20 protein-coding genes are annotated in these 22,587 nt (G+C 66.7%); 12 read left to right on the plus strand and 8 right to left on the minus strand.

Features of this window, described 5'->3' with window-relative positions:
• The first annotated feature begins 137 nt into the window (after positions 1-137).
• Genes pdhA through CupriaWKF_RS19000 form a run of 3 tightly spaced genes read left to right on the plus strand, consistent with a single transcriptional unit; the run spans position 138 to position 3,355 of the window.
• Complete coding sequence (gene pdhA / locus CupriaWKF_RS18990) at positions 138-1,238, plus strand: pyruvate dehydrogenase (acetyl-transferring) E1 component subunit alpha (protein WP_276102320.1); 1,101 nt, start codon at positions 138-140, stop codon at positions 1,236-1,238.
• An 11-nt stretch (positions 1,239-1,249) separates the two neighbouring features.
• Complete coding sequence (locus tag CupriaWKF_RS18995) at positions 1,250-2,227, plus strand: alpha-ketoacid dehydrogenase subunit beta (protein ID WP_276102321.1); 978 nt, start codon at positions 1,250-1,252, stop codon at positions 2,225-2,227.
• Positions 2,228-2,245: 18 nt separating this feature from the next.
• Positions 2,246-3,355 carry a dihydrolipoamide acetyltransferase family protein gene (locus tag CupriaWKF_RS19000; protein ID WP_276102322.1) on the plus strand — a complete coding sequence of 370 codons (1,110 nt, stop codon included), beginning with the start codon at positions 2,246-2,248 and terminating at the stop codon, positions 3,353-3,355.
• A 26-nt stretch (positions 3,356-3,381) separates the two neighbouring features.
• Here the strand turns inward: CupriaWKF_RS19000 and CupriaWKF_RS19005 are convergent, their stop codons facing one another.
• On the minus strand, positions 3,382-3,588 hold the full coding sequence (locus tag CupriaWKF_RS19005; protein ID WP_276102323.1) for a DUF6494 family protein: 207 nt from the start codon (positions 3,586-3,588) through the stop codon (positions 3,382-3,384).
• Between the two features lie 129 nt (positions 3,589-3,717).
• Here CupriaWKF_RS19005 and CupriaWKF_RS19010 point away from each other — a divergent pair, with 129 nt between their 5' ends.
• Positions 3,718-5,328, plus strand: coding sequence for a phospholipase D family protein (locus CupriaWKF_RS19010; protein WP_276102324.1), 1,611 nt, complete (start codon positions 3,718-3,720; stop codon positions 5,326-5,328).
• Positions 5,329-5,430: 102 nt separating this feature from the next.
• Positions 5,431-5,634, plus strand: a complete 204-nt coding sequence (locus tag CupriaWKF_RS19015) for a CopG family transcriptional regulator (protein ID WP_276102325.1) — start codon at positions 5,431-5,433, stop codon at positions 5,632-5,634.
• Here CupriaWKF_RS19015 and CupriaWKF_RS19020 read toward each other — a convergent pair.
• Entirely contained in the window at positions 5,624-5,839 is a 216-nt protein-coding gene (locus CupriaWKF_RS19020) for a hypothetical protein (protein WP_276102326.1), read from the minus strand. The genes CupriaWKF_RS19015 and CupriaWKF_RS19020 overlap by 11 nt on opposite strands.
• Positions 5,840-6,103: 264 nt before the next feature.
• Between CupriaWKF_RS19020 and CupriaWKF_RS19025 the strand changes: the two genes are divergently transcribed.
• The gene (locus CupriaWKF_RS19025; RefSeq protein ID WP_276102327.1) at positions 6,104-6,541 is read left to right on the plus strand and encodes a universal stress protein; all 438 of its coding nucleotides are present in this window, start codon (positions 6,104-6,106) and stop codon (positions 6,539-6,541) included.
• A 71-nt stretch (positions 6,542-6,612) separates the two neighbouring features.
• Complete coding sequence (locus CupriaWKF_RS19030) at positions 6,613-7,266, plus strand: peroxiredoxin (protein WP_276102328.1); 654 nt, start codon at positions 6,613-6,615, stop codon at positions 7,264-7,266.
• 252 nt (positions 7,267-7,518) lie between these two features.
• Here the strand turns inward: CupriaWKF_RS19030 and CupriaWKF_RS19035 are convergent, their stop codons facing one another.
• The 4 genes from CupriaWKF_RS19035 to CupriaWKF_RS19050 all read right to left on the minus strand — a co-directional run bounded on the left by CupriaWKF_RS19035 (position 7,519) and on the right by CupriaWKF_RS19050 (position 10,552).
• Positions 7,519-8,475, minus strand: a complete 957-nt coding sequence (locus tag CupriaWKF_RS19035; RefSeq protein WP_276102329.1) for a chemotaxis protein — start codon at positions 8,473-8,475, stop codon at positions 7,519-7,521.
• 185 nt (positions 8,476-8,660) lie between these two features.
• Positions 8,661-8,921 carry a MoaD/ThiS family protein gene (locus tag CupriaWKF_RS19040; protein ID WP_276102330.1) on the minus strand — a complete coding sequence of 87 codons (261 nt, stop codon included), beginning with the start codon at positions 8,919-8,921 and terminating at the stop codon, positions 8,661-8,663.
• 15 nt (positions 8,922-8,936) lie between these two features.
• Entirely contained in the window at positions 8,937-10,121 is a 1,185-nt protein-coding gene (locus tag CupriaWKF_RS19045) for a glycosyl hydrolase (RefSeq protein ID WP_276102331.1), read from the minus strand.
• A gap of 224 nt (positions 10,122-10,345) precedes the next feature.
• Positions 10,346-10,552, minus strand: a complete 207-nt coding sequence (locus CupriaWKF_RS19050; RefSeq protein WP_276102332.1) for a hypothetical protein — start codon at positions 10,550-10,552, stop codon at positions 10,346-10,348.
• Positions 10,553-11,023: 471 nt separating this feature from the next.
• On the opposite strand from CupriaWKF_RS19050, the gene CupriaWKF_RS19055 reads away from it, so the two are divergent.
• Both CupriaWKF_RS19055 and CupriaWKF_RS19060 read left to right on the plus strand, forming a co-directional pair.
• Positions 11,024-12,406, plus strand: a complete 1,383-nt coding sequence (locus CupriaWKF_RS19055; protein ID WP_276102333.1) for an NCS2 family permease — start codon at positions 11,024-11,026, stop codon at positions 12,404-12,406.
• A 705-nt stretch (positions 12,407-13,111) separates the two neighbouring features.
• Positions 13,112-13,423, plus strand: coding sequence for an H-NS histone family protein (locus CupriaWKF_RS19060; RefSeq protein ID WP_276102334.1), 312 nt, complete (start codon positions 13,112-13,114; stop codon positions 13,421-13,423).
• 44 nt (positions 13,424-13,467) lie between these two features.
• Here CupriaWKF_RS19060 and CupriaWKF_RS19065 read toward each other — a convergent pair whose 3' ends face one another.
• Positions 13,468-14,040 (minus strand): hypothetical protein, encoded by a 573-nt coding sequence (locus CupriaWKF_RS19065; protein ID WP_346348618.1) that lies wholly within the window; start codon positions 14,038-14,040, stop codon positions 13,468-13,470.
• A gap of 480 nt (positions 14,041-14,520) precedes the next feature.
• Positions 14,521-15,741: an NnrS family protein gene (locus tag CupriaWKF_RS19070; RefSeq protein WP_276102335.1), complete on the minus strand. Its 1,221-nt coding sequence runs from the start codon at positions 15,739-15,741 to the stop codon at positions 14,521-14,523.
• Positions 15,742-15,992: 251 nt separating this feature from the next.
• Between CupriaWKF_RS19070 and CupriaWKF_RS19075 the strand changes: the two genes are divergently transcribed.
• The 3 genes from CupriaWKF_RS19075 to CupriaWKF_RS19085 all read left to right on the plus strand — a co-directional run bounded on the left by CupriaWKF_RS19075 (position 15,993) and on the right by CupriaWKF_RS19085 (position 22,587).
• Positions 15,993-17,255: a nitrate/nitrite transporter gene (locus CupriaWKF_RS19075; protein ID WP_276103322.1), complete on the plus strand. Its 1,263-nt coding sequence runs from the start codon at positions 15,993-15,995 to the stop codon at positions 17,253-17,255.
• Between the two features lie 40 nt (positions 17,256-17,295).
• Positions 17,296-18,681 (plus strand): NarK family nitrate/nitrite MFS transporter, encoded by a 1,386-nt coding sequence (locus tag CupriaWKF_RS19080; protein ID WP_276102336.1) that lies wholly within the window; start codon positions 17,296-17,298, stop codon positions 18,679-18,681.
• 174 nt (positions 18,682-18,855) lie between these two features.
• Positions 18,856-22,587, plus strand: coding sequence for a nitrate reductase subunit alpha (locus tag CupriaWKF_RS19085; RefSeq protein WP_276102337.1), 3,732 nt, complete (start codon positions 18,856-18,858; stop codon positions 22,585-22,587).

Raw genomic sequence — 22,587 nt, forward strand, 5'->3', positions numbered from 1 at the left:
GCGCCCCGAGTAACACAAACGCCGCTTTCCGTCCCCCGTACGCGCGCCCATGCCCTAAACTCAAAGCAACCCGACCCGGTCCTGCCGTTCCACAAGGATGCGCGGGATCCCTGACACGCACATCGGAGGCCTCCCACATGGGCACGGTTGCGAGCTTTGACATCGGCTACACACGGTACCTGGACCTGCCGGGCGCATCCCCGGTTTCTTCTTCCCCTCTCCCGCCATTCGCCACCGATCCGGACGCGCTGCTGCCGCTGTACCGCGCGATGGTGCTGACCCGCCAGTTCGACCTCAAGGCCATTGCGCTGCAGCGCACCGGCAAGATCGGCACGTTCGCCTCGGCGCTCGGGCAGGAAGCGGTCGGCGTAGGGGTGGCCAGCGCGATGCGGCCCGAGGACGTTCTGGTGCCGTCGTACCGCGAACATGCCGCGCAGTTTGTGCGCGGCGTCACCATGACCGAGAGCCTGCTGTACTGGGGTGGCGACGAACGCGGCAGCGGATTTGCGGCAGCGCCGCATGACTTCGGCAACAATGTGCCGATCGGCACGCAGGTATCCCATGCCGCAGGCGTGGCCTATGCGTTCCTGCTGCGCAAGGAGCCACGCGTCGCGGTCTGCATGCTCGGCGATGGCGGCACTTCGAAGGGCGACTTCTACGAGGGCATGAACATGGCCGGTGCCTGGCATGCGCCGCTGGTCATCGTCGTGAGCAACAACCAGTGGGCCATCTCCATGCCGCGCAGCCGCCAGACGGCCGCGCACACGCTCGCGCAGAAAGCGATCGCGGCGGGCATTCCGGGCGAACAGATCGACGGCAACGACGTGGTCGCCGTGCGGCACCGCGTGGGCGAGGCCATCGAGCGTGCCCGCGCCGGCGAAGGGCCGGCGCTGATCGAGGCCGTCACCTACCGGCTTGGCGACCACACCACGGCCGACGATGCGTCGCGCTACCGCGACGAGTCGACCGTCAAGGCGCACTGGCAGGCCGAGCCGCTGCTCCGGCTGCGCGAGCACCTGCTGAAGCTCGATGCATGGGACGCGGGCCGCGAAGAGGCGCTGGTGCGCGAGTGCTCGCAGCAAGTGGCAAAAGCCGTCGAAGCCTACCTGGCGCTGCCGCCGCCGGAACCGGAGGCGATGTTCGACTGCCTGTTCGCCACCATGCCGGCGGCGCTGCAGGAACAGCTGGCGACAGCGCGGCGCTACGCCGCGCCGCATGGCCAGCCCAACCCGAACTGAGCGAGCGCACCATGGCTGAAATCACTCTGGTCGAGGCCGTCAACCAGGCGCTGGGCTACGCGCTGGAACATGACCCCGACGTACTGCTGCTGGGCGAGGACATCGGCGTCAATGGCGGCGTGTTCCGCGCCACGGTCGGCCTGCAGGCCCGCTTCGGTCCGCTGCGCGTGCTGGACACCCCGCTGGCCGAGGCCGGCATTGTCGGCGCCGCGATCGGCATGGCGGCAATGGGGCTCAAGCCGGTGGCCGAGATCCAGTTCACGGGCTTCATCTATCCGGCCATCGACAACATCATCAACCACGCCGGGCGCATGCGGCACCGCACGCGCAACCGGCTGGGCTGCCCGCTGGTGGTGCGCTCGCCGTTCGGCGCGGGCATCCACGCGCCCGAGCATCATTCGGAAAGCCCCGAGGCCATGTTCGCCCACATCCCCGGCATTCGCGTCGTCATCCCGTCGTCGCCCGCGCGCGCCTATGGCCTGCTGCTGGCCGCGATCAACGACCCCGATCCGGTGATCTTCCTGGAACCGACGCGCCTGTACCGGCTGTTCCGCCAGGAGGTCGCCAATGACGGCGCGGCGTTGCCGCTCGACGCCTGCTTCACGCTGCGCGAAGGCAGCGATGTCACGCTGGTGAGCTGGGGCGCGATGGTGCAGGAAACGCTGGCCGCCGCGGACCAGCTTGCCGAAGAGGGCGTGTCCGCCGCCGTGATCGACGTGGCCACGCTCAAGCCACTCGACATGCAGACCATCCTCGAATCGGTGGCGCGCACGAGCCGCTGCGTGATCGTGCACGAGGCGCCGCGCACCGCCGGCTTCGGCGCGGAGATCGCGGCGGGGCTGGCCGATGCCGGCCTGTACTCGCTGGCGGCGCCAGTGCAGCGCGTGACGGGATTCGACACCGTGGTGCCGCTGGCGCGGCTCGAGCATACCTACCTGCCCAGCGTGGCGCGCATTGTCGATGCCGTGCGCAAGGCGCTGGCCGGCTGACGATCCGGGGACGCAACCATGAGAGTGTTCAAGCTGCCCGATCTGGGCGAAGGCCTGCAGGAGGCCGAGATCGTGACCTGGCACGTCAAGGTCGGCGACACCGTGGCCGCCGACCAGCCGCTGCTGTCGGTGGAAACGGCCAAGGCGATTGTCGAGATTCCGTCGCCGTACGCCGGCACGGTCGGCAAGCTGTTCGCGCAGGCCGGCGACATCGTGCACCTGGGCGCGCCGCTCGCCGGCTTCGAGGGCGCCGGCGATGATGCCGATGCGGGCACCGTGGTCGGCGCGGTCAAGGTTGGCTCGCACGTGGTGGCCGAGTCGGCCACGCCGCTCGCACCCGGCGCGGGTGGCGCCGGCATCAAGGCCACGCCGGCGGTGCGCGCGCTCGCGCGTCGCCTGGGCGTGGACCTGGCGATGGCAAACCCGTCCGGCGCAGATGGCGTGGTCACGGCCGCGGACGTGGAGCGCGTCGCCTCGACGCTGGCCGAAACCGGCCCGGGCGAAGTGCTGCGCGGCGTGCGCCGCGCGATGGCGCAGAACATGGCGCGCGCGCAGAGCGAGGTCGCCGCCGCGACCGTGATGGACGACGCGGATATCCATGCCTGGCAGGGCACGCACGACGTCACCATCCGCCTGGTGCGGGCGCTGGTCGCCGGGTGCCGCGCGGAGCCGGGCCTCAATGCCTGGTACGAAGGCCAGACCGGCAAGCGCCACGTGATGCAGAAGATCGACGTGGGCATTGCCGCCGACCTGCCCGAAGGCCTGTTCGTGCCGGTCCTGCGCAATGTGGGCAACCGCGACGCGGCGGACCTGCGCCACGGCCTGGACCGCATGCGCGCCGATATCCGCGCGCGCACCATCGCGCCTGAAGAAATGCGGGGCAGCACCATCACGCTGTCCAACTTCGGCATGATCGCGGGCCGCTATGCCGCGCCGATCGTGGTGCCGCCGACCGTGGCGATCCTCGGCGCCGGCCACATCCGCGACGAGGTGGTGGCCGCCGGCGGCGTGCCGGCGGTGCATCGCGTGATACCGCTGAGCCTGACCTTCGACCACCGCGTGGTCACCGGCGGCGAGGCGGCGCGCTTCCTCGCGGCGGTGATCGCCGACCTGGCGCTGCCCGAATAGGCACCTCGTCCGTCCGGTCCGCCCCGTCAGGCCAGGCGGATGTCGCCGTCGAACGTCGCGCTCAGCTTCAGCTTGCCGAGCTCCAGCGTCATCTTGACCGGCAGGATCTCGTTCCCGGCCAGCTCGCCACTGGCCAGCGCGGCCGCCACGGCCTGCTCGATCTCGCGCTGCGAACTGACCCCTACGGTCTTGAGGAACTTGCGGATGCTCATGTTGAAGGCTTCCTGGTCCATGGCGGTCTCCTGACTGGCGGTTCGCTTCGTCTTGATGGTACGTCTTGATAGTAGTGCAGGCCGGCGAAGGACTGGCGCATGGGTGCAAAACGCGCTACACAGGAGGCTGGCCCCTGCCCAGGAGAAGCGATGCCCGCGATCCATGACCACCGCGGTCCGACGTCCCGCTGGCTCTGCCGCCTCGCGTCCCTGCTGGCTGCAGGACTATTGATGGCCGGCTGCGCCAGCCTGCCGCCGCAGAATGGGCGCGTTGCCTCCTACGCGGTCACCGATACGTCCGGCACGCTGCTAGGCCGCACCATGGCGCCGAAGCTGTCCGCGCACCCGGGCCAGTCGGCCTTCTATCCGCTCGCCAGCGGTCCCGACGCGCTGGTCGCACGGCTGGCGCTGGCCAGGGCCGCGCAGCGCACGCTGGACGTGCAGTACTACATCTACGACGGCGACCTGACCGGCAAGACGCTGCTGGCCGACATCATCGCCGCGGCCGACCGCGGTGTGCGCGTGCGGTTGCTGCTAGATGACCTGCACATGTCCGGCCAGGACCGCACCCTCTCCGCGTTCGACGATCACCCGAATATCGAAGTGCGCCTGTTCAACCCGTTCACGGCGCGCAGCCTGCGCATGGCCGAGATGGCCCTCGACTACAGCCGGCTGAACCGCCGCATGCACAACAAGTCGATGACGGCCGACAACCAGCTCACCATCGTCGGCGGGCGCAATATCGGCGACGCGTATTTCTCCGCCGACAAGGGCTCTGACTTCACCGACCTGGACCTGCTGCTGGCAGGCCCGGTGGTGCCGGAGGTCTCGGCGGTCTTCGACGACTACTGGAACGGCGCCGCCGCGTACCCGGTCGGCGCGCTGGCCAAGCCGCCCGCGGACGCGGCCGCGCAGCTGCAGGCGGTGCGCGAATACCTCGACCAGCACGTGGCCGAAGCCCGCGGCGGCGAGTATTCGCAGGCCTTGCAGGCATCTGGACTGGCACAGGCCCTGGAAAGCGGCAAGCTCCCCGCGTACTGGGGCCACGCTACCGTCATCGCCGACAAGGCGGCGAAGGTCACGCTGCCGCCAGAGGATGATTCCAGCCATGCCATTCCGAAGCTGGCGAAGCTGCTTGGCAGCGCGCAGCAGGAACTGGCGCTGGTCTCGCCTTATTTCGTGCCCGACCGCAAGTCGGTCGACTGGCTTGCGCAGATGACGAAGCGTGGCGTGACGGTGCGCATCCTGACCAACTCCTTCGCCGCCACGGATGTCAGCGCCGTGCATGCGGGGTACTCGCCGTGGCGCAAGGACCTGCTCGAAGCCGGCGTGGAACTGTACGAGCTCAAGCCTTCGGCCTATGCCGAGATGGCGCGCGAAGGCAAGCACGCGCACCGCAGCATGATCAGCAAGAGCCGCGCGAGCCTGCATGCCAAGAGCTATATGGTCGACCGGCACCTGCTGTTCGTCGGTTCGCTCAACCTGGACCCACGCTCGGCCCGGCTCAATACCGAGATGGGCGTGGTGGTCGACAGCGCGCCGCTGTGCGCGGCGCTCGGCAAGGACCTGGACCAGGCCATGCTCGACATCGCCTACAAGGTCATGCTGGCCCCCGGCACCGACGGCAACGCCGCGCACCTGGAATGGGTGACGCGCGAGAACGGCCTGCTACGCACCTATGACAGCGAACCCGGCATGGGCGCGTGGCAGCATCTCGGGCAGGGACTGCTGCGAATGCTGCCGATCGAGGAGGAACTGTAGGCAGGCCGGGCGCATTGGCGCTGCATTGGCGCGGCATTGGCCCTGCTTGGGTCCTGTATATAATGCGGTTCCGATCGCCGCCGCGCATCGCGACTGACTTCCATGGAATCCAAGACCGCCCGCCTCACCATCCTGATCGACCCGGTCAAGAAAAAGGCTTTCGAGACCCTGTGCGCATCGCAGGACCTGACGCCATCGCAAGTGGTGCGGCAACTCATTCGCGAATATCTCGCGCAGCACGGCGTGGACTACGCTACCAAGGCAAAGCCCGCCGGCCGGAAGAAGGGCCCGGCCGTCAAGGCCTGAGAACCGTCGTACCTGCGGCGCGATCCGCGCGCAGCGCCCGGTCGCATCGGCCAGCGTTTCCTGGTAGTTCCTTCCCCAGTGCCGCCAGCACGCCGGCACGCATGAGCGTCTGGCGCACGCGCGCATTGGCTTTGCACAGCACCACCACCCCGCTGCGCCGCCAGAGCTTGCCGATCACCTCCTCCAGCTTCTGCAGGCCGGTCATGTCCCTGAACGGCACGCAGCGCAATCATCATTGGGGCACCTTTGTCGTCGGATGATCGGCAAGCACATCGGATGATAACGATGTGTTAATCCTCGACAATCACCGGCGACCCCCGCCCGGGGGTTGCGCGGTGATGCCGGAAAGTACACTGACGGGCTGTCGCGACAGGCAGTCAATTCCTATACTTGAGTGGCCCGCGCGGACCGGGGCGTGCACCAGCCGGCAACGCGCCGGCTTTCAGTGGACTGGCAAGCGGAGGACACGATGTTCAAGCACTTCCTGGTTCCCACGGACGGCTCGCCCCGTGCCGATGCAATGATTGCGCGCGCCATGACCTTCGCCGGACGCGTCGGCGCCCGCGTCACCGGCTTGCATGTGATTCCCCAGTACCACCTGATGACCTACCGGCTGACCAGCCTGCAGGACACGCGGGAGACATTCGCCGCGGAAGCGGCGCGCCATGCTGACGAATTCCTGGCCGCACTGAGCCGGGCAGCCACGCAGGCAGGCGTGCCGTGCGAAACGGTCACCGCCACGGACGACCACCCGTGGCAGGCCATCGTGCAGACGGCGCAGCAAAGAGATTGCGACCTGATCGTGATGTCATCGCACGGGCGGCGCGGCCTGCAGGCCATGCTGATCGGCAGCGAGACACACCGGGTCCTCACACACAGCGCGATTCCCGTGCTGGTGTTCCACTAGCCGCCCGCAAGGGCCTGGCAAGCGGGCAGCGAGCCCACCCCACCTTCACCACAAGACCAAGGAGTTCGATCATGGCGATTCGAATAGGCGAAGAAGCCCCTGACTTCACCGCCGAGACCACGCAGGGCCCGATCCGCTTCCATGAATGGATCGGCGACAGCTGGGCCATCCTGTTCTCGCACCCGAAGGACTTCACGCCCGTGTGCACCACCGAACTTGGCTACATGGCCGGCCTCAAGCCCGAGTTCGACAAGCGCAATACGAAGATCATCGGCCTGAGCATCGACCCGGTCGGGGACCACGCTCGCTGGGCCAAGGATATCGAAGAGACGCAGGGCCATGCGGTGAACTATCCGATGATCGGCGACCCCGACCTGAAGGTGGCCAAGCTCTACGACATGATCCATCCGGAAGCCAGCGGCGGCCCGCGCACGGCTGTGGATAACGCGACCATCCGCTCGGTGTTCTGGATCGGGCCGGACAAGAAGATCAAGGCCATGCTGGCGTACCCGATGAGCGCCGGCCGCAATTTCGACGAAGTCCTGCGGCTGCTGGACTCGCTGCAGCTCAATGCGAAGCATACCGTGGCGACGCCGGTCAACTGGAAACCGGGCGACGACGTGATCATCCCGACTTCGGTCTCGGACGAAGACGCCCGGAAAAAGTATCCGAACGGCTTCAAGACGCTGAAGCCCTATCTCCGGGTGGTGGCCCAGCCAAAGTAGCAGGGTGAGGGCCGGGCGGCGGGGCCGTCCGACCCCCGGAAGTTTCGGGCGCCGCCTCATCCGTTGGTACGAGGCGGCCGAATCACCGGAAATCTATCCACAGGAACGGTGGATATCCGGCCTATTGACAACCGCAAAAGGCGCGCCGGGACTGGGAAACACTGGATTGCCTAAATTCTAGGCAACCGGCCGGCGTGGGGAAATGGTTGCGCCGCCGGCCATTCTGTGCCTGATGCGATACAGCGTGCGCGCTTAGTGCACCAGCACGGTGCGAATAGTATCGGCCAATTCCTTGGCAACAAACTTGGCGACGTAAGCGTTGGCGCCGACCTTGCGTACGTGTTCCTCGCTGGCCTCCCCGGAAAGAGATGAATGAATCACCACGGGGAGCGTTTTCAGGCGGCTGTCCGCCTTGATCTTGCGGGTCAGCGTGAAGCCATCCATCTCCGGCATTTCCAGATCGGTCAGCACGAGCGCCACCTCGTCATGGATGGAGCGGCCGTTGCTGGCCGCCTCCGCGGCCATGCTGTCGAGCAGCTCCCAGGCCTCCTTGCCCGACTTGGTCATGACCACCGGCGCGCCGAGCGCCTTCAGGCTCTGTTCGATCAGCCCGCGTGCCAGTGCCGAATCATCGGCGGCAATGACCTTGGTGCCGGGAGGCAGGGTGAGCTGCGGGCCGACGGCATCCGGGACGACATCGGGCTGGCGCGACGGCAATACGTCGCGCAGGATCTGCTCGACGTCCAGCACCTGCACCAGACGTGCCTGGTCCGTGCCGGCATCCAGCTTGGCGATACTGGTGACGTGGCCCGTGCGCACGGTGGCCTCGGCCGAATGCACCTGGTTCCACTCCAGCCGCACGATTTCCTCGACCGCCTCCACCGCAAACCCTTGCGTCGAACGCGCATATTCGGTCACCAGCAGGATGCCGAGGCCGTTGGCGGGCTTGCAGCCCACCAGGCGCGGCAGGTCGATGACCGGGATCACCTGGCCACGGATATCGGCCATGCCCAGGATCGACGGATCGGCGCCGACCACCGTGGTGACCGGCGGCATCACCAGGATTTCGCGAACCTTGAAGACGTTGATGCCGAACAGTTCGGACTGGCCTGAATGCTCGGCGTCGCCCAGCCGGAACAACAGCAGCTCGAACTGGTTGTTGTTGGTCAGGTTGGTGCGCTCGTCGATGTCCCTCATCGAACTGCTCATGTGATGCTCCCCTTGCATGCCGATTGGCCTTTGGTTGCCGCTGCGGTACAGGCGGTCTGCGGCCTGGCGGCAGGCGGACAGCAGACGCACGATGCCTGGATAACGGCAAGCAGGATCGGGGATTTAAGGCACGCCCCTGCGCCAGATCAAGGTGCGGGGCGCGGTGCAGGCAACGCGACGGCGGTTTAGCCGCCGGCGAGCGCCTGGAGGATGTGGATTTCGTCATCGTCGCGCAGCGGCGCGTCGAGCCGCATCCACTGCACGCGATTGACGAAGACGCGGATATACGGCCGCAGCTTGTCCTGCTCGTCGACGATGCGAAAGCGCATGCCGGGGAATTGCCGGTCAAGGTCCTCGAGCATCTGGCCGATGGTGCCGCCGCGCGCTTGCACCATCGATTGCTGGCCGGTGTAGGAAAGCAGTGGCGAGGCAATATGCACGCGCATGGCCCGGACCCCGGCTCAGGCTGGCCGCGCGGACTGCACCGCGTAGATATGCGGCAAATGGCTGGCGATGCACTGCCAGTGTTCTCCCTCGTCGGCACTGGCCCAGACCTCGCCGCCGGTGGTGCCGAAATACAGGCCCACGGGCGACTGCGCGTCGGCCGCCATGGCCTGGCGCTTGACCGTGAGCCAGGCCTGCCCGGCCGGCAAGCCGCGGTCCTGCCGCTGCCAGGATTCGCCGGCATCGCGCGTGACATAGACCGCGGGCTTGCCGCCGGGGCTCACGCGTGGCCAGACGTCGCTGCCATCCATCGGGAATACCCACACCGTGCGGGGATCGCGCCGGTGCGCAACGATCGGGAAACCGATGTCCCCGACCTCGCGCGGCATGGCGTCGCCGATGCGCTTCCAGATCCCTTCGCGCCGGTCCATGCGGTAGATGCCGCAGTGGTTCTGCTGGTACAGGATGTCGGGCGCGGCCGGATGCTGCAGCACGCAGTGCGGATCGTGCCCGTATTCGACATTGGGGTCCGGCAGGAAATCGGCGGCACAGCCGCGGTTCAGCGGCTTCCAGTCGGCGCCGGCATCGGTGCTTTCGAATACGCCGCCGCTCGACATGCCGATGTAAAGGTGCTTCGGGTCGCGCGGATCCACCAGGATGGAATGCAGCTTGGGGCCGTCGGGCGTGCCATCCTGCTCGCCGCCGGTCCAGGTGCGCCGCATCGGGTGGTCGTTGAAGCCGGTCACGGAGTCCCAGCTTGCACCATGGTCAGTACTGCGGAACAGGCCCTGCGGCGATGTGCCGGCGTACCACGTGCCGGTCTCGCTCGCGTGTCCGGGCGTCAGCCAGAAGACATGGTCGACCACGCGTCCGGCCTCGCCTTCGGGCGCCTTGGCAAAGGCCGGCGGGCGGGTGGCTTCGGTCCAGTTCTGGCCGCCGTCGTCGGAACGGAATACGGTCGGGCCCAGATGGCCGGTGCGTGCAGCCATCAACATGCGCCGGGGCTCGCGCGGGTCCTGCACGATATGGTGGATGGTGTGTCCCAGGAATACCGGCCCGCGCAGCGCCCAGCTGCGCCGGGCCGCGTCGCTGGTCAGGAACCAGGCGCCCTTGATCGTGGCGACCAGCAGCATCGCCGGGCCGGAGTCGGGCGTCGGAATCGGGTGAGGGTCGGTTTGCGGCGCCGTGCTGGCAGTCATCATGGCTCCTGCGGAACTGCCCCGATGCGGGGCGCGTGCTTCCGAGTCTAGTGCATGTAGACAGTGTTCACAAATAGCTATCCACTAGCGGAATCGACCGCCCAGCATCGCGCAGCCCGTGGAAGATCCTTGCAGTAAGACGCTGGTGAGGGCGGATCGTCGTTTTTTCGCGGCCGGAACTGGTCCGTCCTCACTATCCGCTGATGCTCTTCGGCGCTCGGAACCGCTCAGAGCCAGGTAATGGGCGCCGCCCGGCGGGCGTTCTCCATATGCAGCATCCAGCCCCGAGCAAAGTAATCACGCACGCGCGCGGCCAGCGAGCGCCCGCTGCCCATGCGGGCGTACATGGCCATATCGCGCGTCGGGACAGCGGGCGCGGCAGCCGAATGGCGGCGCGGAAATTGGCGATAAAGGGTATCGGCAAGCACTTGCATGAGAAGATTCCAGGCGGAGAAGGGGTTGGCAAAAAGGGAATCAAGCCGCACTTACTTTATGCAGCAGCCAGCGCCTGGCTCGATTCGAGGGTTATCACTAGTTTAACGAAGCCACTCGCACGGCATACGGGTCATTACCTATAGGCCGCATTTGCCCCAAGTGATAATGGCAGAATGCCTTCGCCCGCCGTTGGCGTCACCCGCCGCCACGAAGACGGTAATTCATCACATTCACTATTCCCATCCAGGCATACCGCGCATTTTGCCGGGGTTATGACGACTCGCCACGCGTCGCCTAGCCTTCAGCCTTGCCCAGATCGCGCCCATAGAAGGCGACAGACAGCAGGCACACCGATAAAACCGGCCGGACAACGAGTATTGCCACGGCCGATACCTAGAACCACGTGAGACAAAGCCTGCCCACGGCCTATCCGTCGGCCGCGACAGCGCCCTGCAAGGAGACAGATCATCATGATCGAACAGCCCTATCCGTCAGTGACGGAAGTCGATTCCGCCCCCCCCGAAGTCAAGAACAAGCTCGACGCCTATTTCCAGATCACGGCGCGCGGCAGCACGCAGCGCCAGGAACTGGTGGCCGGCGTGACCACCTTCATGGCCATGGTCTACGCGGTCTTTGTCGTGCCGGGCATGCTCGGCAAGGCTGGCTTTGACACGAGCGCGGTGTTCGTGGCGGTGTGCCTGACCACGGCGTTCGGCTCGCTGCTGATGGGCGTGTGGGCCAAGCTGCCGATCGCCATTGGCTGCGCCATTTCACTGACAGCCTTCATGGCTTTCGGCCTGGTATTGGGACAGGGACTGTCGCCGGCCGTGGCGCTTGGCGCGGTATTCCTGATGGGCGTAGTGTTCACCGCGATTTCCGTCACCGGGGTGCGCTCCTGGATCCTGCGCAACCTGCCGGCCGGCGTGGCCCATGGCGCGGGGATCGGCATTGGCCTGTTCCTGTTGCTGATCGCGTCCAATGAGGTCGGCCTGGTGGTCAAGAACAGCGGCGCGGGCCTGCCTGTCACGCTGGGCAAGATCACCGCGTTTCCGGTGGTGATGTCGGTGCTGGGCCTGGCCGCCATCTTCGGCCTGGAGCGCCGCCGCGTGCCGGGGGGCATCCTGCTGGTGATCGTCGCCATCTCGGTGCTGGGCCTGATCTTCGACCCCGCCGTGAAGTTCACCGGCGTGTTCGCCCTGCCTTCGCTGAGCGCGCCCGGCCACCAGTCGCTGATCGGCGCCATGGATATCCGTGGCGCACTGTCCGCTGCCGTGCTGCCGAGCGTGCTGGCACTGGTGATGACTGCGGTGTTCGATGCCACCGGCACGATCCGCGCCGTGGCGGGCCAGGCTGGCCAGCTCGATGCCAGCGGCCATATCCGCAACGGCGGTCGTGCGCTGACCGCGGACTCGGTCAGCTCGATCTTCTCCGCCATGTTCGGCGGCGCCCCGGCCGCGGCCTATATCGAGTCGACCGTCGGCGTCGCCGCCGGCGCCAAGACCGGCCTGACCGCCGTGGTGGTCGGCCTGTTGTTCCTGGCCGTGATGTTCTTCTCGCCGCTGGCGGCCCTAGTGCCGTCGTACGCCACCGCGCCGGCACTGATGTACGTGGGTCTGCTGATGCTGTCGAGCGTCTCGCGCCTGCACATGGATGACCTGGTCGATGCGCTGTCGGGCCTGGTGTGCGCGGTGTTCATCGTGCTGACCTGCAATATCGTCACCGGCATCATGCTCGGCTTCTGCACCCTGGTTGTCGGCCGCATCGTCTCCGGCGAATGGCGCAAGCTTAATGTCGGTACCGTGGCCATTGCCATTGCGCTGGCCGCGTTCTATGCCGGCGGCTGGGCAATCTGAAACAGGCGCTTCAATCGGATGGCCGCTGCCCCTGGCGCGGTTGTCCGGAGTGAATTCAACAATGTCTCCTCCACCGCCACACGGTGGATTTAGGCCCCGGGATTCCTGCTTTCCCGGGGCATTTTTTTATTGCACGCTGGCCACGCGGGAATTTCTCCGTGCTTCGCGCCGGCAATGCTCCCATACGCGCAATCCAGCCATTCATCACCATGGCAACATGCGCTCGCCATTGTTCTGCTATCAACACCTCACTGAATCCGCATGCCTTATCGAGGCCGCCGCGCTCGCCCCGATTGAGTGCGATGTGCCGGCAATGTCCGTCCTGCCGGTCATGCACAGCCCCGCCGCACCGGGGAATGCCAGGGGAAGCCTGATGCCCGCTGCAAGGACATAACGGATTTCCACGCAAGCCGACTGGATAGCGGAATGCGGTCGCGCATGCGCGACCGGCAAACTCGTTCCACACCTCTGGAGGAGAATCCATTTCCTGCCTTTAGCAATAGCCAAAGCCGCGAAACAAGGCAATGGCATTGCCCCGACAATCCCCGCGATTTCTCGCGACCGCCCTGTCTGTAACAATACAGTCGTGCAAGCTGCGCGATATTTTGTAAAATATTTTTGTGTCCGCCGCAGCATGCCAATGTCATATCCGCAGGTAGTTTGCAGTACTATGCAGCGGTCAATTGCCGAAAAAGGGGAATATAAATGGCGACATACAAGCAACTCCTTGCAGAAAAAGAAGCGCTCGAAGCCAAGCTCAATGAAGTCAGGGCGACGGAAGTCGCCGGCGTAATCGACCAGATCCGCTCGCTGATGGCCGAATATGGCCTGACTGCAGACGACATCGCGCCGCGCCGCGGCCGTGGCCGGCCGGCCGGTTCGAGCATCAAGAAGGCGGAGCACGCTCCGCTGCCGCCGAAGTATATGGACCCGAAGACCGGCAAGACCTGGTCGGGTCGCGGCCGTGCCCCGGCATGGCTGGGCAAGCGCCCGGAACGTTTCCTGATCGAGTCGTAATCCCGCGCGGCCGCCCCGTCAGGGGCAGGCCCGGCCGGGCGCCGTCAGGACGCCTGGCACACGTATTCCTTCCTCAGCGCGCGGAAGCCCTGCTGCGTCGGTTCGGCCACCGGCCGTGCACCGCCTGACGGCAGCGGTTGCAGGCGCAGCACCTGGGCCGAGCACTGGCTCGCGGTTTCGTCACGCTTATAGCGGATTTCGTATTGCGCCCCCGGCGCGGGCACGAACGACACCCCCGCCGCGCAGCGCAGTTCTGGCAGGGGCGGCGCAGCGGTCGAACTCACGCCCACATAGATCCTCCGGCCCGCCTCCACCTGGCGCTCCCGCGTGCGCGCCGGCGGCTCGGGCGAGGTCCCGGCCATCTCGAGCCCACGGTCCCGCCCGATCGCCGAAAGCTGCTTGCCGGTCCCGGCCAGGACCAGCGGGCGGGCCGGGGCCGGGCATCTGGCGGGATCCACCACCGTGAAGGTGGTGTTGTCATCGGTATCCGTCATCAGGCGCACGCTGGCCACCGGAGCGCCGGACGGCACGCGGTACTGCGCCACGCAGCCGGCCGCCATGATGGCACCAGCCAGCATGGTCAGGATCGGTACTGCCGTCGGCCCGTGGTTTCGCATGGTGTCTGGAGGAAAGGGAATGCATGCCGGGTCGCCGAACGGCAAGCGGCAGGCCGGGGCGGAGCGCCCAGCATACGCCCAAGCCGGAGGGCCCGTCGTTGGTAGAAACCCACGTTGAAAATCCGACAAGGATATCCACAGAATCTGTGGATATCCTCGCGCGTCTCCCCCGGAACGCCCAGTCTGTGCGCCAACGCACCGGACCGCCCATTTTTTAAGCATCCGGTTTGCGCCACGCTGCGGCCTTCGACCAGCGCACAGCCCTGCTCCGCGATGATCGCGCATTCTGGCGTCGCGTGGTGCAATGCAGCAATCAAACCTCCAGACCGCGCCACCAGTCCCAGCTGGCCATCGCCACCGAAAAATCCAGGCTGCAATCCGCAAGCACCCTAGCCCTTCGCCATCCACAGCCAGTCTGCCCTTGCCGTCATCTTCGGCATCCCGGGCGTCGCGAGCGAAGGCATTCCTAGCCGGGTCCCGTCAGCCTGGCTTCCCGTCGATCCTGGGCCGCGCCAGCCGCGGCGCGTAGACCACCGCGTAGATCACGAACCCGACCGCCCAGCAGCCGGCCGCACCGTATATCCAGTGCAGGTACCAGGCCGGCCACAGCAGCGGCCCGATGACGCGCAGTACGGCGGCCGCTGCCACCAGCCAGTAGGCCGCGGTCTCCGCACGCCCCGCCGCCAGCATCCGCCCCGTATGTCCCAGCGCCGTGCGCGTGACCATGGCGATGATCGCGCCACCGAGCACGCCGACCGTGAGCGCATGCGTGGCGATAGCCGGCATCACCAGCCCCAATCTGGCGGCGGCGTGCAGCACGAAGGCCAGCGGCAGCCACGCATAGGCCAGGTGCAGGGACCACAGCAGCGGCCGGTTTCCGACCGCGTAGCCGCGCCAGCCGGCCACGCGGATGCCGAGCGCCACGGCGGCCGGCAAGGGCAGCACGGCCGACAGCCATCCCGGCAACGGCAACAGCCCGGCCAGCAGGCCCAGCACCGCGGCCGGCACCACCAGCCGGTCGACCTTCGGATACTGGCGCAGGCGGAAGCCGGGAACGGCGTTGGTCGTGAACATCGGGATCACGCGGCCGCCGATCACGATCACGAACAGCGTGATCAGCGCAACCCCGGCCTGGCAGGCGCGCAGTGCCGCGTCGGTGTGGCCTGCGGCCTGCAGCCCGAGGCTCGACGCATTGGCCAGCGCCAGCAGCCATAGCGCGAACGCCAGCGGATAGTTGCGGCGGTTGCCGCCCCTGACCAGCGTACGCGTGAATGCGAGCGCGGCGAGCGGCAGGAACGCGCAGTCGATCCACGCCGCCAGAGCGCCCGTACCGAACCACATGGCACCGCGCCCGGCCAGCCACAGCGCGAACAGGCAGGCCAGCGGCGCGCCGGTCGGCGTCGGTTGCCCGGTCCACGCGCGCCCGGCCGTGAACAGGAAGCCCACCACGATGGCCGCGGCAAAGCCGAACACCATCTCATGGGCGTGCCACAGCATCGGCGGCAAGGCGCCAGACGGCGCCATGCCCGCCATGCCGCCGAACATGGCCGCCCATACGGCCACGGCGATCGCCGCGAACACCGCGCCGCCCAGGTAGAACGGCCGGAAACCGAGCGCGAACAGAGCGAAACCGCGCGGTGGCGGACCGGCTTCCGGCGACTTGCGCGGGCCGCGAGCGGGCAGGATAGGGATGGTTTCCATGATGGGCGCGTGCGAGAAATTTGATCCTTGTCACGGGTTGATGCCGTGTCCAGGCGGGCTGCGACCACGATAGCACCCTGATGCCGCCGTCGTCCTCCGCCGATGGAACTAGCTCCACCAGCAGGTTCCGTGGCGTGGCGGCCTGTGCTCCCGGCGAATGGTCAGCCGTAACGCCCATGCCTACTCTGGCGTCATCCCGTCAAAGTTGACACAGGAGCATGGCCATGGCCACCCCCACACGCGCGGCGCGAATGCCGGAGCCCGTCCCTCCCGGAGCATGGACGACTCTGGCATCGAGCACCTTCGCCTTCACCATCTGCTTCGCCGTCTGGATGCTGTTCGCCGTCCTCGGCATCCCGCTCAAGAAAGAGCTCGGACTCAACGAGACCGAGTTCGGCCTGCTGGCCGCCACGCCCGTGCTGAGCGGCTCGCTGATCCGCGTGCCGCTCGGCATCTGGACCGACCGCTACGGCGGCCGCGTCGTCTTCTTCGTGCTGATGCTGGCCACGGTCATCCCGATCTGGCTGATCTCGTACGCGCACACCCTGTGGCAGCTGCTCGTGCTGGGCCTGTTCGTGGGCCTGGCCGGCGGTTCGTTCTCGGTGGGCACGCCCTACGTCGCGCGCTGGTTCCCGCGTTCGCGCCAGGGGCTGGCCATGGGCATCTTCGGCGCCGGCAACTCGGGCGCCGCGCTGACCAAGTTCGTCGCGCCCGCGCTGATCCTGGCCGCGGGCACGTGGGAAATCGTGCCGCGCGTGTACTCGGTGGCGATGCTGGTGACGGCCGTCGTGTTCTGGATCGGATCGCGCAGCAATCCCGCCCACCGCGTATCGTCCAGCACCGGCTGGCGCGAACAGTTCGCCATGCTGCGCGACCCGCGCGTGTGGCGCTACTCGCAGTACTACTCGGTCGTGTTCGGCGGCTATGTCGGCCTGTCGCTGTGGATGACCAAGTACTACATCGGCGAGTACGGCTTCGACATGAAGGTGGCCGCGTTCCTGGCGGCGTGCTTCTCGCTGCCGGGCGGCGTGCTGCGCGCGATCGGCGGCTGGATCTCCGACCGCTACGGCGCGCACCGCACCACCTGGTGGGTGATGTGGGTGAGCTGGGTCGGCTTTTTCCTGCTGAGCTACCCGCAGACCGACTTCGTGATCCACACCACCACGGGCCCGCAGAGCTTCCGCATCGCGCTCACGCCCACGGTGTTCACCTTCCTGCTGTTCGTGGTCGGCATCGCGTTCGCCATCGGCAAGGCCTCGGTCTTCAAGTTCATCTCGAACGATTTCACGCACAACATCGGCGCCGTCTCCGGCGTGGTGGGCCTGGCCGGCGGGCTGGGCGGCTTCGTGCTGCCGATCCTGTTCGGCGCGCTGGCCGATCTCACCGGCGTGCGCAGCAGCTGCTTCATGCTGATGTACGGCACCGTGTGCGTCAGCCTGGTCTGGATGCACTACAGCCACCGCGCCGGGCGCCGGCGCAAGGAACAAGCCGTCGGCCTCACGCAAGCGGCGTGACGCCTCCCCCTGACAACTCATTCCACTCAAGCACACTGTCATGTCCACCTCCGTACTAACGCGCTGGGAGCCCGAGAACACTTCGTTCTGGCAAGACACCGGCGAACGCATTGCTTACCGCAACCTGTGGATCTCGATCCCCGCACTGATGCTGGCCTTCGTGGTCTGGATGCTGTGGAGCGTGGTCGCGGTCAACCTCGACCGCGCCGGCTTCCAGTTCACCAAGAACCAGCTGTTCTGGCTGACCGCGCTGCCCGCGCTGTCCGGCGCCACGCTGCGCATCTTCTACTCGTTCCTGGTGCCGGTGTTCGGCGGCCGGCGCTTCACCGCGATCTCCACCGCGCTGCTGCTGATTCCCGCGCTCGGCATGGGCTTCGCGCTGCGCGACCCGTCCACGAGCTACCCGACGCTGCTCGCGCTCGCGCTGCTGTGCGGGCTGGGCGGCGCCAACTTCAGCTCGTCGATGGCCAATATCAGCTTCTTCTTCCCGAAGGCGAAGAAGGGGCTGGCCACGGGCCTGAACGCGGGCATCGGCAACCTGGGCGTGTCGGTGGTGCAGTTCGTCACCCCGCTCGTCGTATCGCTGGCAGTGTTTGGCACGCTCGGCGGAGATCCCCAGCAATACCAGGCAGGCGGCGCCACGCAGAGCCTCTGGCTGCAAAATGCAGGCTTCATCTGGGTGCCGTTCATCGTGGTGTCTTCGCTGGCCGCGTGGTTTGGCATGCATGACATCGCCGACGCAAAGGCTTCCTTCGCCGACCAGGCCATCATCTTCAAGCGCAAGCACAACTGGCTGATGTGCTGGCTGTACGTGGGCACGTTCGGCTCGTTCATCGGCTTCTCGGCCGGCCTGGCACTGCTGACCAAGTCGCAGTTCCCGGGTGTGAACCCGACCGCCTATGCCTTCCTGGGGCCCCTGGTCGGCGCGCTGACGCGCCCCGTGGGCGGCTGGATCTCCGACAAGCTCGGCGGCGCCCGCGTGACGCTATGGACCTTCGTCGGCATGATCGTCGCGGTGTTCGCCGTGCTGGCCGCGCTGCCGCATGATGGCGCAGCAGGCAGCTTCCCGGCCTTCCTGGCCGCCTTCGTCGCGCTGTTCGCGCTGACCGGCATCGGCAACGGTTCGACCTTCCGCATGATCCCGGTGATCTTCCTCACGGAGCGCCAGCGCGCCGCCGCCGGCAAGGGCGACCTCGCGCAGAAGCAGGCGCTGCAGGAAGCCGGCAAGGAATCGGCCGCCGTGCTCGGCTTCTCCGGCGCGATCGGCGCCTATGGCGGCTTCTTCATCCCCAAGAGCTTCGGCACCTCGCTGGAGCTCACCGGCTCGGCCGACGCCGCGCTGTACTGCTTCATCGCCTTCTACGTGAGCTGCGTGCTGGTGACGTGGTGGTGCTACGCGCGCCGCAATGCGGCCATGCCCTGCTGATCCTGCCGGCCGGCCTAGTTCGACAGAACTAGGCCGGCCCCCGCCGACTAGCCCGAACGCACCGCGCGGCCTGTTCCACCAGCGAATTGGCGCGCACATGCCTCCCCCATAAGCTACGAGTGTCCCTGCAACGGCCGTGTGCCGCCAGCAGCTAGCATTCGCGGAGAACAAGAGATGAGTCACTTTCTGGATCGACTGAAGTTCATGTCGCGCGTCAAGTCCACGTACTCGGACGGGCACGGCGCGGTGGTGAATGAAGACCGCAAGTGGGAAGACGGCTACCGCAGCCGCTGGCAGCACGACAAGATCGTGCGCTCCACGCACGGCGTGAACTGCACGGGCTCGTGCTCGTGGAAGGTGTACGTGAAGAACGGCCTGATCACCTGGGAAACCCAGCAGACCGACTACCCGCGCACCCGCCCCGACCTGCCCAACCATGAGCCGCGCGGCTGCCCGCGCGGCGCCTCGTACAGCTGGTACGTCTATGCAGCGCAGCGCGTGAAGTACCCGATGATCCGCGGCCGCCTGATGGAGATGTGGCGCGAGGCCCGCAAGACCATGGACCCGATCGCCGCCTGGGAATCGATCAGCCAGGACCCCGAGAAGGCCAGGCGCTACAAGAGCGTGCGCGGCCAGGGCGGCTTCGTGCGCGCCGACTGGAACACCGCGACCGAGATCATCGCGGCCGCCAACGCCTTCACCGTCAAGAAGTTCGGCCCGGACCGCGTGATCGGCTTCTCGCCGATCCCGGCGATGTCGATGGTGTCCTACGCCGCCGGCGCGCGCTACCTGAGCCTGCTCGGCGGTGCCTGCCTGTCGTTCTATGACTGGTACTGCGACCTGCCGCCGGCGAGCCCGCAGATCTGGGGCGAGCAGACCGACGTGCCCGAGTCGGCCGACTGGTACAACTCCACCTACCTGATGGTGTGGGGCTCGAACGTACCGCAGACACGCACGCCGGATGCCCACTTCTACACCGAGGTCCGCTACAAGGGCACCAAGACCGTGGCCGTGTCTTCCGACTTCGGCGAGATGGTCAAGTTCGGCGACATCTGGCTTGCCCCGAAACAGGGTACCGACGCCGCGCTCGCCATGGCCATGGGCCATGTCGTGCTCAAGGAGTTCCACGTCAGCCGCAAGTCCGCCTACTTCCGCGACTACATCAAGCAGTACACCGACATGCCGATGCTGGTGCTGCTGCGCGACAACCACGGCACGCTGGTGCCCGACCACTTCCTGCGTGCCTCGCACCTGGCCGATAACCTCGGCGAAGCCAACCATCCGGACTGGAAGACCCTGCTGGTCGACGACATGACCGGCGATATCGTCGCGCCCAATGGTTCCATCGGCTTCCGCTGGGGCGAGGGCGCGCACAACGGCGGCGAGAAGGTCGGCCGCTGGAACCTGGAAATGAAGGACGGCGGCAGCGGCCGCAACATCGACCCACGCCTGTCGCTGCTGGGCAGCCATGATGAAGTGGCCGAAGTCGGCTTCGCGTACTTCGGCGGCGAGCACGACGCGCTGCTGCGCCGCCGCGTGCCGGCCCGCCGCGTGACGCTGGCCGACGGCACCACCGCGCTGGTTGCCACGGTGTATGACCTGCAACTGGCCAACTACGGCGTCGACCAGGGCCTGGGCGGCCCGAACGTGGCCACGTCCTATGACGATGACGTGCCTTACACGCCCGCCTGGCAGGAGAAGCACACTTCGGTGCCGCCGAAGCTGGTCATCCAGGTGGCGCGCGAGTTCGCCGACAACGCGGACCGCACGCAGGGCAAGAGCATGGTCATCGTCGGCGCGGCGCTGAACCACTGGTACCACAACGACATGATCTACCGCGGCATCATCAACCTGCTGATGATGTGCGGCTGCATCGGCAAGAGCGGCGGCGGCTGGGCCCATTATGTCGGCCAGGAAAAGCTGCGTCCGCAGTTCGGCTGGGCACCGCTTGCGTTCGGGCTGGACTGGTCGCGCCCGCCGCGCCAGATGAACGGCACCTCGTTCTTCTACAACCACACCAGCCAGTGGCGCCACGAGAAGCTCGGCGTCGACGAAATCCTGTCGCCGACCGCCGACCGGAACAAGTACGGCAAGCTGTCGCTGCTGGACCTGAACGCCAAGGCCGAACGCATGGGCTGGCTGCCGTCGGCGCCGCAGCTCGGTTCCAACCCGCTCGACGTGGTCGATGCGGCCGAGCGCGCCGGCAAGGACCCGGTTGCGTACACCGTCGAGCAACTGAAGTCCGGCAACCTGCAGTTCGCCTGCGACGACCCGGACAACCCCGCCAACTTCCCGCGCAATATGTTCGTGTGGCGCTCGAACATCCTGGGCAGCTCGGGAAAGGGTCACGAGTATTTCCTCAAGTACCTGCTCGGCACGCAGAACGCCGTGTTCGGCGACGAGGACGACGCCATCAAGCCGAGCGAAGTCAAGGTCCGCCCGGCCGCCGAAGGCAAGCTCGACCTGCTGACCGTGCTCGACTTCCGCATGAGCACCACCTGCCTGTACGGCGATATCGTGTTGCCCACGGCCACCTGGTACGAGAAGGACGACCTCAACACATCCGACATGCACCCGTTCATCCACCCGCTGTCCGAAGCCGTGCAGCCGCTGTGGGAAAGCAAGACCGACTGGGAGATCTACAAGGCCATCGCGAAGACATTCAGCGAGATCGCCGGCCCTTACCTCGGCACGCGCAAGGACCTGGTCTGCACGCCGCTGCTGCATGACACCCCGGGCGAACTCGGCCAGCCGTTCGAACCGAAGGACTGGAAGCACGGCGAGTGCGACCTGATCCCCGGCAGGACCGCGCCGTCGATGACCGTGGTCGAGCGCAACTACGCGGACATCTACAAGAAATTCACCTCGATCGGCCCGCTGCTCGACAAGATGGGCAACGGCGGCAAGGGCATCAACTGGGATACGAAGCACGAGGTCAAGGACATCGGCGAACTCAGCAAGACGGTGACCGAGCACGGCGTGAGCCACGGCCGCCCGAAGCTGGAAACCGCGATCGACGCCGCCGAGATGATCCTGACCTTCGCGCCCGAGACCAACGGTCATGTCGCCGTGAAGGCGTGGGATGCGCTGTCGAAGATCACCGGCCGCGACCATGCGCACCTGGCCGAGGGCCGCGAGCACGACAAGATCCGCTTCCGCGACGTGCAGGCGCAGCCGCGCAAGATCATCTCCGCGCCGACATGGTCGGGGCTGGAGTCGGAAGAAGTCAGCTACAACGCCGGCTATACCAACGTGCATGAGCTGATCCCCTGGCGCACGCTCACCGGCCGCCAGCAGTTCTGGCAGGACCACCGCTGGATGCTCGACTTTGGCGAAGGCTCGGCCGTGTACAAGCCGGCCATCGACACCAAGACGGTCAGCCCGATGCTCGGCAAGAAGCCGAACGGCAACCCGGAGCTGGTGCTGAACTGGATCACGCCGCACCAGAAGTGGGGCATCCACTCCACCTACTCGGACAACCTGCGCATGCTGACGCTGTCGCGCGGCGGCCCGCACGTATGGATCTCGGAAGTCGAGGCCAAGGCCAACGGCATCCGCGACAACGACTGGGTCGAAGTGTTCAACGTCAACGGCACGCTGACCGGCCGCGTGGTGGTGTCGCAGCGTGTGCCGCAGGGCATGTGCCTGATGTACCACGCCCAGGAAAAGATCGTGAACGTACCGGGTGCCGAAACCAGCCGCATGCGCGGTGGCATCCATAACTCGGTCACGCGTGCGGTGACCAAGCCCACGCACATGATCGGCGGCTACGCGCAGCTCGCCTACGGCTTCAACTACTACGGCACCGTCGGCAGCAACCGCGACGAGTTCGTGATCCTGCGCAAGATGAACAAGGTCGACTGGCTGGAAGGGCCGCTCGTGGAAACTGTGAAGGAAGGAGCCTGA

The organism is Cupriavidus sp. WKF15 (assembly GCF_029278605.1).
In the GTDB taxonomy this organism is placed as follows: domain Bacteria; phylum Pseudomonadota; class Gammaproteobacteria; order Burkholderiales; family Burkholderiaceae; genus Cupriavidus.